The 14,644-nt window shown below is 71.4% G+C and carries 11 protein-coding genes; 4 read left to right on the top strand and 7 right to left on the bottom strand.

Going from position 1 to position 14,644, the window contains the following annotated elements; all coding sequences use genetic code 11:
• The first annotated feature begins 41 nt into the window (after positions 1-41).
• Positions 42-1,301: a glucarate dehydratase family protein gene (locus AB0M63_RS24700; protein WP_366020911.1), complete on the top strand. Its 1,260-nt coding sequence runs from the start codon at positions 42-44 to the stop codon at positions 1,299-1,301.
• Here AB0M63_RS24700 and AB0M63_RS24695 read toward each other — a convergent pair.
• Complete coding sequence (locus tag AB0M63_RS24695) at positions 1,274-2,662, bottom strand: Fic family protein (protein ID WP_366021020.1); 1,389 nt, start codon at positions 2,660-2,662, stop codon at positions 1,274-1,276. The genes AB0M63_RS24700 and AB0M63_RS24695 overlap by 28 nt on opposite strands.
• A 67-nt stretch (positions 2,663-2,729) precedes the next feature.
• Complete coding sequence (locus AB0M63_RS24690) at positions 2,730-4,040, bottom strand: MFS transporter (RefSeq protein WP_366020910.1); 1,311 nt, start codon at positions 4,038-4,040, stop codon at positions 2,730-2,732.
• Between the two features lie 382 nt (positions 4,041-4,422).
• Here AB0M63_RS24690 and AB0M63_RS24685 point away from each other — a divergent pair, with 382 nt between their 5' ends.
• Complete coding sequence (locus tag AB0M63_RS24685; RefSeq protein ID WP_366020908.1) at positions 4,423-5,373, top strand: superoxide dismutase; 951 nt, start codon at positions 4,423-4,425, stop codon at positions 5,371-5,373.
• A 48-nt stretch (positions 5,374-5,421) separates the two neighbouring features.
• Here AB0M63_RS24685 and AB0M63_RS24680 read toward each other — a convergent pair whose 3' ends face one another.
• The gene (locus AB0M63_RS24680; protein WP_366020907.1) at positions 5,422-7,029 is read right to left on the bottom strand and encodes an MFS transporter; all 1,608 of its coding nucleotides are present in this window, start codon (positions 7,027-7,029) and stop codon (positions 5,422-5,424) included.
• 141 nt (positions 7,030-7,170) lie between these two features.
• On the opposite strand from AB0M63_RS24680, the gene AB0M63_RS24675 reads away from it, so the two are divergent.
• Entirely contained in the window at positions 7,171-8,166 is a 996-nt protein-coding gene (locus AB0M63_RS24675; protein WP_366020906.1) for an AsnC family transcriptional regulator, read from the top strand.
• Between the two features lie 72 nt (positions 8,167-8,238).
• Here AB0M63_RS24675 and AB0M63_RS24670 read toward each other — a convergent pair whose 3' ends face one another.
• From AB0M63_RS24670 to AB0M63_RS24655, 4 genes are all read right to left on the bottom strand, one after another.
• On the bottom strand, positions 8,239-9,579 hold the full coding sequence (locus tag AB0M63_RS24670) for a jacalin-like lectin (protein ID WP_366020905.1): 1,341 nt from the start codon (positions 9,577-9,579) through the stop codon (positions 8,239-8,241).
• 345 nt (positions 9,580-9,924) lie between these two features.
• On the bottom strand, positions 9,925-10,302 hold the full coding sequence (locus AB0M63_RS24665) for a histone-like nucleoid-structuring protein Lsr2 (protein WP_355911814.1): 378 nt from the start codon (positions 10,300-10,302) through the stop codon (positions 9,925-9,927).
• A gap of 472 nt (positions 10,303-10,774) precedes the next feature.
• Positions 10,775-11,857, bottom strand: coding sequence for a helix-turn-helix domain-containing protein (locus AB0M63_RS24660; protein WP_366020904.1), 1,083 nt, complete (start codon positions 11,855-11,857; stop codon positions 10,775-10,777).
• 618 nt (positions 11,858-12,475) lie between these two features.
• Complete coding sequence (locus tag AB0M63_RS24655; RefSeq protein ID WP_366020903.1) at positions 12,476-13,456, bottom strand: alpha/beta hydrolase; 981 nt, start codon at positions 13,454-13,456, stop codon at positions 12,476-12,478.
• 241 nt (positions 13,457-13,697) lie between these two features.
• On the opposite strand from AB0M63_RS24655, the gene AB0M63_RS24650 reads away from it, so the two are divergent.
• Positions 13,698-14,579: an LLM class F420-dependent oxidoreductase gene (locus tag AB0M63_RS24650; protein ID WP_355911364.1), complete on the top strand. Its 882-nt coding sequence runs from the start codon at positions 13,698-13,700 to the stop codon at positions 14,577-14,579.
• Positions 14,580-14,644 lie beyond the last annotated feature (65 nt).

Raw genomic sequence — 14,644 nt, 5'->3', positions numbered from 1 at the left:
GTGGAGACAACGATCGGTCACGGCCTGGAGGCGCTCGGCGCATGAGCAGTACGGCAGGAACCCGGATCCGCGAACTGATCGTCACCCCGATCGCCTTCCGCGACCCGCCCCTGCTCAACTCCACCGGCGTCCATGAGCCGCTCGCCCTGCGGTGCGTCCTCCAACTCGTGCTGGAGGACGGCACGGTGGGCCTCGGCGAGTCCACGGGCGGCGCGGTCCGCCTGGAGCGACTTGAGGCGGCGGCGAAGAGCGTCGTGGGGAGGGACGTCTTCGACACGACGGCCCTCGTCGCCGCGATCGACGCCGCCCTGCTGCCGACCGTCCCCAGCGCCCACGAACGCGGCTGGACGACCTCGGCGGTGGAGGTGGCCTGCCTGGACGCACAGGGCAAGCTCCTCGGAGTCCCGGTCAGCGACCTGCTCGGCGGGAAGGTCCGCGACCGGGTGCCCTTCGCCGCGTACCTCTTCTACAAATGGGCCGAACACCCCGCCCTCGACGGCCGGGCCGCCGTGGCCGACGACTGGGGCGCGGCGCTGGACCCCGCCGGGATCGTCGCGCAGGCCCGGCTGATGCAACAGCGCTACGGCTTCCGGTCGTTCAAGCTCAAGGGCGGTGTCTTCCCGCCCGACGAGGAGATCGCCGCGATCAGGGCACTGGCCGAGGCATTCCCAGGGCAGCCGCTGCGCCTGGACCCCAACACGGCCTGGACACCGGAGACATCGGCCTACGTGGCCCGTGAACTCGACGGCGTACTGGAGTACTTGGAGGACCCGACCGCCACCATCCCCGGCATGGCAAAGGTCGCGGAGGACTCACCGCTGCCGCTGGCCACCAACATGTGCGTGGTCGCCTGGGAGCATCTGCGGCCGGCGATCGAGCAACGCGCCATCCAGGTCCTCCTCACCGACCACCACTACTGGGGCGGGCTGCGCCGAACCCACGAACTGGGCGCCGTCTGCGAGGTGTTCGGGCTCGGCCTGTCCATGCACTCCAACTCGCACCTGGGCATCAGCCTCGCCGCCATGACCCATGTCGCGGCGACCATCCCCAACCTCGACCACTCCTGCGACACGCACTACCCGTGGAACTCCGCCGACGACATCGTCGTCCCGGGGGTGCTGGAGCTGCGCGACGGCGCGGTCGGGGTCCCCACCGGCCCGGGGCTCGGCGTGGAGCTCGACCACGACGCCCTCGACCGACTGCACCGGCTGTACGTGGACTCCGGGGTGCGTACGCGTGACGACACCGCCTATATGCGGCGGGTCCGGCCCGATTACGAGCCGAGGCTTCCGCGTTGGTGAGCCTGTAGGTCCGCCAGACGCCGGGTCTCCCTGAGGTGGGTGTCGAGGGACCGGGCCATGATCACCCCGCTCTGCGGATCGTCGGCCGGCAGGCCGAAGCGGCGGATCAGGGTGACCCCGTCCAGGGCGACACCCTCGCGGGCGAGGACGAAGACCAGGGCCAGGAAGGCGGACCGGGCGTTGCCGTCGTCGAAGGGATGGAAGAAGCAGACGTCGAGATGGGCACGTGCCGCGCGGGCGGTCAGCGGGAGGGACCGGGGACCGCTCGGTGCGCTCTCGGCCAGGCAGACGTCGAGGCGTTCGCGGGTGTCCGGGGCGATGCCGTAGCGCTCCCTGCCGCCTTTGGCGAAGGCCGGGAGCGTGCGGAACGACGGTGGTTCCGGTGTGCCCAGGACGCGCTGCTGCCACCCGCGCAGCAGGTCGAAGTCGAGCCGGGCGCCGCGCGCCGCGTCGGCCCGCACCAGGTCCAGGGCGGCGAGCAGTCCCTCCCCGCGGGCCGTGTCCACGGCACCGTCGAAGGCACGTATGGACTCCGCCGCGCCGTCACGCACCGGGATCACCGGCCCGTCCCCGCCGCCGTCCGGCACTCCCTCCCACGGCACGTCCTCACGCAGCGCGAGCCAGCTCCGCAGATGGTCCGGCACGGGCCCGGCGGCCGGCCGTACGCCGTCGTCGGGCCGCACCGAGCCCGCGATCCGCTCCGCGACGTCGTCGAGCAGCACTCGGTCGGGACCGGTCCAGCTCTCGAAGCGCCCGCCGATGGCCTCGTCGACCCGCTTCCGCGCGACGTCGGAGTCGATGTGCCAACGGCTGAGGAACCAGGTGAGGACCTGATGGCAGTGCCCGTACCAGGCACTGCCACAGCCGGTGCGGTCGGTCACCTGGAGGATCAGGTTCCGGGCGGCGCACTCCCACAGGATCCGTTCGTCTTCCACGGCGGCCAGGCTCAGCGGATACGCGTCGAACCAACTGGCGAGCGTCTCCAGCCAGTCGCGCCACTCGCACAGCCCGGCGACCACCCGGCCGAGCGTCTCCTCAGGGGTGGTCACCGAGACCCGCGGATCGCACCAGCTTCCGACCGGCCCGCCGTCGAAGTCCCCCTCGTCGTGCGCCCACCGCCAGCCGACGGCCCAGCCGCCGAAGCGCTCGGCCAGGGAATGCGACATGGCGTCGGCCCACGGCCTCGCCACGTGCCGGCCCCACTCGTGCAGTACGGGATCGCCGTGGGGGAGGTCGGGGCGGCTCGGTGTCCGCAGGGCCGGTCCGAGCGAACGGACCGCCTGTGCCGCGGACCCCCTGTCGAAGGGGTGACGTGCGGGGTCCACCTCGTCCCAGCTCAGCGTCCTCGGGTTCAGGTCCATCAGCACCGCGCAAGCCTGCCCACCCACCCGGCGCCCGCTCAACCCAATTACCGCGGGGCACGGCGCGTCAACGCGGTGTCGTCGACGGCTCCTTGGGGAGCATGGCGCGCGTCGGGTCGGCGCTCGCGCGCAGCGTGGGTTCGTTGCGCAGCCGTACGAAGGTGATGGCCAGGGCGACGGCCTGGACGGCGGCGCAGCACAGGACGGCCGTGCCGAGGTGGGCCGGCGGGGTGACGGCGACGAGGACGCCGGCCACCGGGAACGGCAGCAGCAGGAGCAGCATCGTGAGCGAGAGCGTGGTGCCGAAGGCCGTGGCCGGGATGACCAGCGAGCGCAGCGTGCGCAGGACGACGGTGAGGCCGCCGTCGCCGGCCATGAACAGCGCGACGAGGACCGTGTAGGCGGCGTAGGACGGGGCCTGGGGGAGAGCCAGACAGGCCGCCGACGCGAACGTGCCGCAGACCACCCCCACCCCCCACAGGTCGACGCGGCTCAGCGCGAGTCGGCAGAGGGTGATGGCCAGCAGGGTCGCGGCAGCGGCGGCGGACCACAGGGTGCCCACGTCGGCGGAGTCGCGGCCGAAGGTCTGCACCACGATGACGGGGCTGGCCGACTGGAGCAGGCCGAGGGCGAGATTGGAACAGGCCAGCCCCGCCACCAGCCAGCGCAGGGCGGGAAGCCGGCGCAGCATGCGCAGCCCGGTCCGCATCCCGCCGGGGGTCCGCTCGCCGTCCGGGCGGGCCGAGCGCAGCGGGGTGGGCGGGGTCTGCAGGCCGAGCACGGCCGCCAGCAGGGACAGCCCGGTCAGACAGCCGAGCATCCAGCCCGGTCCCACCAGCAGCAGGAAACCCGCGAGCAGCGGTCCGACGAGCATCGCGGTCTGATCGATGCCGATGAGCACCGACTGCACACCGTGCGGGCGGTGTTCGGCCCGCCGGGTGACGATCACGCCCACCGCCTCGTTGGCGACGAAGCTGAACTGTGTGAGGGTGCCGGTCACCGCGGCCAGCACCAGCACGGTCACCGTCTCCGCGGTGCCGTGCGGCAGCATGGCCAGCGCCACGGCCGCCGCCACCAGCACCAGGGCCCGCAGCAGCGAGGCGAGGAAACACACGATCGCCGCGCCGCGCCGGTCCACCACGTTTCCGGCCAGCACGAACGCGGCGATCCGCGGTGTCCACTCCAGGGCGAAGGCAAGGCCCGTCAGCGACGAGGAACGGGTGATGGCCAGCACCAGCAGCGGCATGGCGTACGTGGACATGGAGAAAGCCAGCGCGTCACTGGTGCGCGGTGCGTAGATCCGTCGAAAGAGGCTGCCGGACGGAACGGCTGCATGGCGACCGGCCGGCGGCCGGTCCTCGTGCAGGGTGATGGCCACGGAATGGGGGGCTTTCGGTGAGGCGTATCACGGGGGGCGAAACGGACGGAACCGGCCTGGGACGCAATGAATTCGCGGAAGGCGGGGCGAGGGGAAAACGCCTGTGGGCAGGGGAAGTTGAGGCGTGAAATATAGCGCAGCCGCGCCACTCGGCATATGCGGCACCGGCATCTCCTCAAGGTCTGCGCAAGGCATTCGTGGCATTTCCGATGCCGAAGGCGAAGAACATCACCAGAACCGTTCCTGCCGTTCGCCCGGGTGGGAACTCCGGGGCGTGGCGGGCCGTTGCGCGAAGAGAAAACCCTGGGGCGGAGTTGAAGACGACTTGACCCGGTTCCAGGGCTCACCTCCCCCCACTCCCACCCGTCCGGAGGCCCTAGTCATGACCGCTGTCCCTCCCCGGCCCACCCGGCGCGCCTTACTCGGCGGCGCCGCCCTGACCGCCCTCGCCGTGACGGTCGGCACGGGCACCGCGAGCGCCAATTCATCTACTGTTCACGCCAGTTGGCCGACAGAGTTCCCGCTGCCCGACGGCTTCCTCCCCGAGGGCATAGCCATCGGCGGCAGTCCGTACGCCTACATGGGCTCCCGTGCCGACGGCGCCATCTACCGCACCGACCTGCGCACCGGCGAGGGCAAGGTGCTCTCCGAGGGCGCCACCGGCCTGGTCTCCGTCGGACTGAAGCTGGACCACGACGGCCTGCTGTACGTCGCCGGCAGCACCGGAGCCGCGAGAGTCGTCGACTCCCGCACCGGCGAGATCCTGACGACCTATCAACTCACCGCCCCGACCGGCCACTTCATCAACGACGTCACCCTGCTCGGCGACCGCGCCTGGTTCACCGACTCCCTCGACGCGGTGCTCTACGGCGTGCCCCGAGGCCGTACGGGAGAGGTCACCGCCCTGCCGCTCACCGGCGACTGGGTGCAGACGCCCGGGGTGAACAACGCGAACGGAATCGTCGGCACCCCCGACGGCCACGGCCTCATCGTCGTCAGCAGCACACCCGGCAAGCTCTACCGCGTGCCCCTCAGGACCGGCGCCGCCACCGAGATCGCCCTGAGCGGAGCGTCCGACGTGGCCAACGGGGACGGTCTGTTCCGGATCGGCCGGACGCTGTACGTCGTCCAGAACCGGCTGAACCTGATCAGCGTGTTCGACCTCGACGCCGGGGTCACCACCGCGACCCTGCGCCGTACGATCACCGACCCGCGTTTCGACGTGCCCACGACCGCCGCCCGCTTCGGCAACCGCCTCTATGTGGTGAACGCCCGCTTCACCAGTCCGCAGACGCCCGAGACGACGTTCACCGCCGTGGCCGTGCCGGTCTGAGACGACAGAGGGCGGGGCTCCGTCAACGGAGCCCCGCCCGTGGGTGGTTCAGCGGTTCGCCACCGGGGCACCGGCCGCGACGGGCGCCTCATTGGCAGCCCCGGCGGCCGGAGCCTTCGTGGATGCGGACGCCTGTCGCGGGCGGAGCAGCAGGGCGCAGACCGCGGCGGCGAGGAGAGTCAGCGCTCCGGCCACGATCAGGCACAGCTGCATGCCGTCCAGGAACGAGTCGCCCAGCGCGCCGAGCGCCCGCCCGGTGTCCGCGCCGAGGTTCATATGGGCGACGGCGCCCAGACCGCCGGCGTCGGCGGTCGAGACGATGCTGCGCTGCGTCGCGCCCGTCACCCCGGCGTCGGTGAGGTGACCGGGCAGCGCGTCCAGCGCCTTGGTGGTGAGCAGGGCGCCCAGGACGGCCGGGCCGAGCGCGCCGCCGACCTGCCGGAACGCGTTGTTGCCGGCCGCGGCCATCCCCGCCTGCTGGTACGGCACCGACGCCACGGCGGTCGCGGTCATCGGCGTCAGCACGGTCCCGATGCCCAGGCCCAGCAGCGCCAGCCGCCAGGCGATGGACGCGAACGAGGTGTCGGCGTCGACGCCGGTCAGCGAGAACAGCGCGCCGGAGATGACCAGCAGACCCCCGGTGATCAGGACGCGCGGGGAGACCCGGTGCATGAGCCGCCCGACCGGCTGGCCGGCCACGATCGCCGCCGCGGTGACCATGAGCAGCCGCCAGGCCGCCTGAAGCGTGTCGAGCTGCTGCACCAGACCGAAGTACAGGCTGAGCAGGAAGAAGAAGCCGATCAGCGCCAGGAAGGTGATCATCGCGACCAGCGTGGTGGCGGTGAACGCCGGGCTGCGGAACAGCGTCAGATCCAGCATCGGGCTGTCACTGCGCCGCTCGGCGAGCACGAACGCGACACCGGCGACGACCGCGGTGAACAGCGCCACCATGACCTTGACGTCGGTGAACGAACCAGCGCCGCCCTCGATCACGCCGTAGACGAGGGCGGTGATGGAGAGGGTGGCCGTGAGCTGGCCGGGCCAGTCGAGCTTGCGGCCGTGCGGGGCCCGTGAGTCGGGGAGCAGGCGGGCGGCGAAGCCCAGCGCGATCAGCGGGACGGGGACGGACAGCAGGTAGATCCAGCGCCAGGAGGTGTGGTCGAGGATGACTCCGGCGATCAGCGGGCCGACGGCCAGCGCGGCCATCAGGGAGGTCGCCCACAGGCCGATGAACTTGCCGCGCTCCCGGTGGTCGGGCACCGCGTGGCTGATCAGCGCCAGCGTGGTGGGCAGCAGGGTCGCCGCGCCGAGCCCGGCGAGCGCCTGGCTGATCCACAGCACCTGCACCGACTGCGCGGACAGTGCCACGGCGGCACCGGCGGCGGCGAACAGCAGGCCCGCCAGGAAGACCTTCTTGCGCCCGTGCACATCGCCGAAGACACCGGCGGTGAGGATGAACGCGGCCATGGGCAGGACGAACGCGTCCTGGACCCAGGACAGTTGGGCGGTCGACGCGTTCAGCGCCGACTGGACGGCGGGCAGGCTCACGGCGACCGTGGTCACCGGCAGGTAGGCGACGAAGACGCCGAGGCAGGCCATGACAAGGGTGGCCGCCCGCCGGTCGGTCGGCCCGCTCGCCGGGGTCGTGACGTTCACGGAGAACTCTCCTTCAAAGGTGTGATGCCCTCGAACGGGCACGCGCCTCAGGATCGGCTCCGGCATCGACAATCACCAACGTGTCACCGAGAAGCGCACGGAAACCTCCATGTCGGGCGCCAGAGATGTAAGACTTCCCCCATGGCAGACGAAGTGGACGGGAAAATCCTCCGCGCCTTGCAGTGCGCGCCACGGGCGCCGTTCCGGCTGATCGGCGAGGTGGCCGGAGTCTCGGAGCAGACGGCGGCCCGCCGTTTCCACGCCCTGCGCCGTGCCGGGGTGATGCGGGTGGTCGGCCTGGTCGATCCCGCCGTCCACGGCGAGGCGCGCTGGGTGGCCCGGATCCGCTGCCGCCCCGACCGGGTCGGCCCGCTCGCCGACGCGCTCTCCCGACGGCCCGACATCGCCTACGCCGGGCTGGCGTCCGGCGGCTCGGAGATCATCTGTGTCATCAGCGCGCCGGTGCATGTGTCGCGCGACGACGTCCTGCTACGGCAACTGCCCAGATCGGCATCGGTCCTCGACGTCAGCATCGACCTGCTCATCCATCCCTTCGGCACGACCGGCAGAAACGACTGGACGGGCTACGGCGGCCACCTCACCCCCGAGCAGATCCGACGCCTCGTGGGCGACCGGCCGCCCGCCCCCGCCGGACCGCCCGTACGCCTCACCGACGAGGACACGCCACTCCTCGACGCCCTCGCGGAGGACGGGCGTGCCACCCACACCCAACTCGCCGACGCCACCGGCTGGTCCACGGCCCGCGTGGCGCGACGCCTGGACGCCCTGGAGCACTCGGGGGCCCTCGCCTACGACGTCGAACTGCTCTCCGCGCGCCTCGGGTTCGCGCTCACCGCGACCCTGTGGCTGCGGGTCGCCCCCGCCCGCCTCGAACGCGCCGGCGAGGAACTCGCGGGCCACGACCAGGTCGCCTTCGCCGCCGCCATCAGCGGCGACTCCAATGTGATGGTCATCGCCATCTGCCGTGACACGGAGGACCTGTACCGCTACCTGACCACCAGGCTGGCCGCCGTGCCGGGCGTCGACGGCTACGGCGTGAGCATCCACGTCCACCGCCTGAAGCAGGCCACGTCGCTCATCTCGCGGGGGCGGCTGGTGCCTCCGGCGTTCGCCTAGGCGGCCGGAACGCACCGCGCCGGATCACCCGTGGCGGCGGGTGATCCGGCGGACGTCCTGCGGTACTTCGGGTCAGCGCTTCGTGTAGATGAAGCCGACCTTGTCCAGCTCGTCGCCGGAGCGTCCGTGGAAGCCGGCGATCTGCCAGCCGGACGGGGCAGTGCGGGTCACGCAGTCCGAGGTGGTGGTGCCACCGGCCAGGGTGTTGCCCAGGTTGGTGGTGAACTTGGCGTAGAAGATCCGCGTGGTGTCGCTGTACTTGCCCTCGCAGAGGTAGGCGCTCGTGACGTACTCACCGCTGCCCAGCGTCAGCGAGGACGCGGTGCCGCCGGTGCCGCCGTGGGTGAGGGTGGTGCCGTTCGCGAGGGTGATGCCGACCTGGTCGACGCGGGAGCCGGCGCGCAGCGAGATCTTGGTGGCCTGGGCGGCTGCCGGGACGCTCGGGAGGTCCTGGTAGTAGTCGCCGTGCGGACCGCCGAACTGGTCGCTGAGCTGGAAGTCCGCGTTCTGCGACCAGGTGAAGCCGACCGTGATCGGGTCGTGGTCGGAGAGCATCAGGCCGTCCGAGTTCAGGAACTTGGCGTGCTCGTTGTTGTACGACGTCGCGTTGAGCGTGACCAGCTTGCTGCTGCGGTAGAGGACCTTGTCCACGACCTCGCAGGTGTTGGGGACGGTGGCCCCGGTCTGGTCGCACACCAGCGCGTCGCTGCCCTTGGCCGGCGCGACGCCGCCGCGGATCAGCTTGACCCAGGCGTCGGTGAGGCCGTTGTTCGAGGCGAACTCCGCGATCGTGTCGGCGGAGCGGGTGTAGCGGGTGTTCGTGTCACCCATCACCACGACGGCGTTGCCCGCCGAGTGGGTGCTGATGAACGAGGTCAACTGGCTGAGGTTGTCGGCACGGGAGGCCTCGTCGCCGTCGTTGGTACCGGCGTTGGTGTGCAGGTTGTAGAAGTCGACGTACACGCCCTCGGAGAGGCGCTCGCGCATGAACGAGAAGCCCTTGGGGGTCAGGCAGTCGCCCGAGTCGACCTGGCAGGAGTTCCAGTGGACGCGCTCGAAGTCGTCCCCGTCCCAGGCGTAGTCGGAGACGGTGTTGAGTCCGCTGCCGATGCCCGCGCCGCCGCTGGTCGCGGTGCGGTAGGGGTGGGTGTCGGTGGAGTACAGGTAGGCGTGGTAGTTGAAGTCCTCCTGCACGTTCACGATGTCGTACGGGGCGATGCGCTTGCCGATCTCGGTGGTGCTGGTGTCGCGCGGCGTCGAGGCGCTGGACAACGACTCCGGGAGCCCGGCGACGTTGTAGCTGAGCACGCTGAAGCTGCCCGAGGTCGCGGCGGCGGCCGGAGTGGCGGCGGCCACCGTGATCCCGCCCAGGGCCGCGGCAGCGGCCGCCAGACAGGCGAGAAGTCTGCGCATGGGGAAGTGCCTCCTGCGGAGTGACAGAGGGGGAGGGTGATGGTGGTGCGGCGGTCATGTCGCAATGTAGCGACAAGCGCTTGCTATGACTCCCCTCCGACTGCACCGAATCGGGAATTCCGCATGACGTGGAGATGGCCAAGTGCCGTTGGGTGACCGTTTGTTGTGGGTGCGGGCGGATACGGCCTTGGAGTCCGAGCGGCTGTCTCGACAGCGGTCTGTGGCGGCTGGGCGGCGGGCGCGAACCGGCGTTCCGTGGCGGGATCCGCCGGGCGGCGTCGGCGATGAGCCCGAAGATCACGGCCCGGGCCAAAGGCCTTTGACCGGCACGGCCGGAGCCGGTACTCAGCTCTGTGACATCTCGTAGGCCTCGCGGATCGACGCAGGGATACGCCCACTGTCATTCACGAGATAGCCGTTGGCGCGTGCCCACAGGCGTATCGGCTCGTCATCCGGACGGGGATCGTACCTACGGGGTCTGGCAGCCGGGCCGGGGCCGCTCCAGTCTCCCGAGGACACCCCTTCCAGCCGGTCCGCCGTCTCTTGGAAGAAGGCGGACAACGAAGCGTATGCGCCCTCTTCGGGACCGGATGCCTCGTCCCAGGTTCCGATGGTTCCGCTGAGCGTGTCCAGAAACGTCCCGTAGAGACCGTCGGCCTCCGCGGCGATGGGCACCCACTCGCGACGCCAGAACGGATGCTCGGGGTCTGCGGACGGCTGCATTTCCTCCAGGCCCATCCGGCTGACGTAGACCCGCTGGATATCTGTCAGCCCGAGAAGGATGTGGCCGCCGGGGATGTCCATCTGACAGCCCAGCGCCACCAGACAGGAGTGAGCGTCGGGTTGCCTGCCGGCATCGATGTCGTTGGCCAGCAGCCACTGCCGCATCTCCGCGGGCAGGTCCAGACCTATGCGCAGTTCGGCTTCCCTGAGGGCGGAACGACTTCCGGGGCCGCCGAGCGCGGCGAGAGTTTCAGGGTCGTTGCGTTCGAGCCACGCGGTCACCCGGCCCCACGCTTCTCGTACGTCCTCCTGGACTCTGAAGTTGTCCTCTTGGTGAGGCGACGATCGTTGACGATCCATTGGAGAACCGTATGCGGCACCACTGACAACGACTGGGCGGAACGCGTTTCCGCAGACCGCCTCTGGTGAAGAGCTCGCCCCCTGAGCACGTCACCACCTCCTGAATCGCTCCCTACGACCGTGCCAAATGCCGCATAGTCAGCGCCAGTTGGAGCCGCAGCCGTCCCTGCGGCGTGCGTACCGGCCAGCCCAGCAGGGACTCCGCGTGGGTCAGCCGGTCCTGGAGGGTGGAGTGGTGGACGTTGATCTCGGCGGCGGCCGCGCGCAGGCTCGTGGTGGTGGCGACCGCGTTCAGAGTGGCCAGCAGCCAGGGCGCGTTCGCCGCCGCCGCTTCCAAGTCGTGGACGTCGGGCGGTGGTTCGGCACCCGGTGCGACCAGTTCGGCGAGGAGGGCGATGCCGCCGAGTTCGTCGGCGTACGCGATGCGCGGGCCGGGGTCCTGCGGGGTCCCGTCGGCGGTGAAGCGGAGGGCGGTGCGGGCGGCGGTCCAGGAGCGGGGCAGGTCGAGTACGGGGACGGCGGGTCCGATGCCGAGCCGGCTTGCGGACAAGTCGGCGTGGACCACGACAGCGGCCGGCTGCGGATCGCCGTCGGCGTGCGGGCCGACTGACAGGGGCCGCGCACCGGACGTACCGGTGTCCCGTGGCGCGGCGAGGACCCGGGGCCGCCCGTCGAGCGGGGCGACGACCCGGGCGCGGGTCGCGGGGTCGGCCGTGTCGAGGCCTAGGCGGCGGGCCGCGTGCAGCCGGGCCGTCTCCGGAGCCGTGGCGTCGAGCAGTGTCTCGACCAGCTCCGGGTCGTCGGCGGGAACCCGGCCCCGGGTCCGGTCGAGCACGAGCCGTACGGCACCGGCCGCCCGCTCCAGGATCACCGCGTCGACGACACTGGGCGTCGCCTCCGCCGCACGCTCCAGCCACAGCGCCGAGGCCCCGCCCGGCGTCAGCGCGGCGGACGGCCAGGCGGGGTCCGGCGGTGACTCGCTGTCCCGGCGGGTACCGTCCGCCTCGACGCGCACCCGCACCCGCCGCTCGCCGTCGACCAGCCGCGCGGCACACCCGGCCAGCACCGCCGCCCCACGCACCAGCGCCTCAAGCCCGGCCCGCGACTCGGCGAGCCGATCGAAGTAACCGATGACCCGCACGGCGGCCCCCGCGTCCGGATCCAACGCGGTCAGCCGCCCGGCCAGCTCTTTCATAAGGCCATGGTGCGCCATGGAACGGGGATGCAGGAGCCTGCGGACAAGGTTCCGCCGATGGACACGGGACGCGGGGCCTCAGCCGAAGCAGGCGACCCCGCCCTGGGACTCGGAGAAACACGAACCGCCGGCGCCGACCGGGACGACCCGTCACCGCACGCGGGCCAGCAGCGGACGCGTTCGCCTCGACCTGGCACGGTGCCGAGCCGCCTGTACCGCTTACGTCCCGATACTGACGGCGCGGGGCGTGAGCTCGGGGCGGACACGAGGGCCGAAGGGGCCGTATCGCGAATCACCCGCGCCGACCGAAGACGACAGGTCACCGTGCCCCCGCCGTCCGTGCGGCCTCGGGCGGCACCGGAATGGTCCGCAAGCGCTCGTACCGGCTGCGCCCGCCAGCCGACGGTGCGGAGCGTCAGCGGCGACGCGTCGGCGCGGCGGCAGGCGCACCAGCAGCGCCGACCGAGGCGACGTACCACCGTACGAAAGCTGCCCGTACCGTCCGCTTCCGTCTGCCTCGACAACTGACCGTACGGCAGAGGAGGGCAACCACCGGCACCGATGGACACCCACGCCGGAAGCAGCCGCCCCTGCGTCAGACAAAGGTCCCCGCCCTCCTCACACCCCCAACAACCGCCTCAACCACCCCACATGCGCGGCCCGCGCCGCCTGGGACACCGCTGCCTGCGGGGCGAAGCCGTCGAAGCCGTGGAAGCCGCCGGGCCAGACGTGGAGTTCGGCGATGCCGCCTGCCTGCCAGAGGCGGGACGCGTAGGTGACGACCTCGTCGCGGAAGGTCTCCGCCGAGCCGACGTCCAGGAAGGCCGGGGGCAGGCCGGTCAAGTCGTCCGCCCGGGCCGGGGCGGCGTACGGGGAGACGTCCGGGCCGCCGCGGCGGTCGCCGAGGAGCGCGGTCCAGCCGGTCTCGTTGGCGGTGCGGTCCCAGATGCCGATGCCGGCCATCTGGTGCGCGGACGGGGTGTCGTTGCGGTCGTCGAGCATGGGGCAGAGCAGCAACTGGCCGATGGGGCGGGGGCCACCGCGGTCCCGGGTGAGCAGGGCCAGTGCCGCGCACAGGCCGCCGCCCGCGCTCGCGCCCATGAGGAGGATCCGCTCCGGGTCGCCGCCGATCTCCTTCGCGTGCTCCGCCGTCCACAGCAGACCGGCGTACACGTCCTCGATCGGCGCGGGATGCGGATGCTCGGGCGCCAGCCGGTACTCCACCGACACCACCACCGCGTCGAGTTCCCGCGCGTAGTCCAGCGCCCCGACCACACCGACGCGGTTGTTGCCGAGCACCATGCCGCCGCCGTGCACGTGGTAGATGACGGGCAGCGGTCCGGTCGTCGAGGGCGCGGTCGGGCGGCAGATGAGGAGCGAGACGGCGGGGTCGCCCGCCGGCCCCGGCACTTCCCGGTCCTCGATGTCGAAGGCGCCGTCCAGGGTGAGGTCCATTTCCGCGGACTGTGTGATCGCCGGGCCCCGGCGGATCTCGTCGATGTCCTCCAGTGACATCCCGGGCGAGATGAACTCCCTGATCAACTCCAGGGCGGCGGCGAGTTCGGGGTCGAACGGGGGCGGTGGCGGGACGGACGTCATGCGCTTCTCCTGACGCTGGGTGCGGCGGCTCGTACGGCCATACTCCGCGCGACCACCCCTGATCCGGTCACCGCCGTCCGGCGGAACCTCTCCGCCGGACGGCGGGTGCCTCACGCGCCACTGCGTACCAGGAGCAGCGCCCTGCGGGCAGGGTGCACAGCGGTTGTCTTCGAGGGCGCTCGAAGACCTACCGTCACGAGGGACGGTGAAGGTCCGTGCGGACTGTGAAACGGAGTCGGACATGAGGGTCGGCGTACACATCAACCGCTTCAACCATCCCGGAGGGCCGGCCGCGGTCGGGCCCGAGCTGGCCGCCGCGGGTGCCGCGGCCGAGGCGGCGGGCGTCAGTTGGCTCTCGGTGATGGACCACTACTTCCAGATGGAGTTCAACGGCGGCGCCGAGGACGCCATGCTGGAGGCCTACACGACCCTGGGTTTCCTGGCCGGTCACACCTCCACGGTCCGGCTCGGCGCGCTGGTCACCGGGGTGACGTACCGGAACCCCGGGCTGCTCGCGAAGATCGCCACCACCCTCGACGTGCTCTCGGGCGGCCGGGCCACGCTGGGCATCGGGGCCGCCTGGTACGACCGTGAGCACCACGGTCTCGGTGTGGCCTATCCGCCGGTCGCGGAGCGTTTCGAGCGGCTGGAGGAGACGCTGCGGATCTGTCTGCAGATGTGGGACCCGGAGGCGAACGGCCCCTTCGAGGGCAAGCACTACCGGCTCGCCGAAACCCTCTGCGTGCCCGCGCCGGTCAGCAGCCCGCACCCCGAGATCATGATCGGCGGTGGCGGCGAGAAGAAGACCCTGCGGCTGGTCGCCCAGTACGCCGACGCCTGCAACCTGATCGTGTCGACGCCGGACGAACTGCGGCACAAGCTCGACGTGCTGCGCGGGCACTGCGACCGGCTGGGGCGCGACTACGGCCATATCCGAAAGACGATCGTGCACACCGGCGAGTCGGTCACGACGGGGGACGTCGAGGCCTTCCTGCGGGAGATCGACGGCTTCACCAAGCTCGGTGTGGACACGGTGATCCTTGGTCCGCGTACGGGGGAACCGGCCGAGTGGATCGAGCGGTTCGTGGCGCCGGTGGTGCCGCGTCTGGCCGAGTTGGACTGACGCGCGGAAGGGGCCGGAGTCCGTGTGGACTCCGGCCCCTTCCGCGGTGCGGCGGGGTGCCCGGA

This window comes from Streptomyces sp. NPDC051576 (assembly GCF_040681835.1).
In the GTDB taxonomy this organism is placed as follows: Bacteria; Actinomycetota; Actinomycetes; order Streptomycetales; family Streptomycetaceae; genus Streptomyces.
Note: the sequence above shows the minus strand (reverse complement) of the source record. Positions and strands in the feature narration are given on the sequence as shown.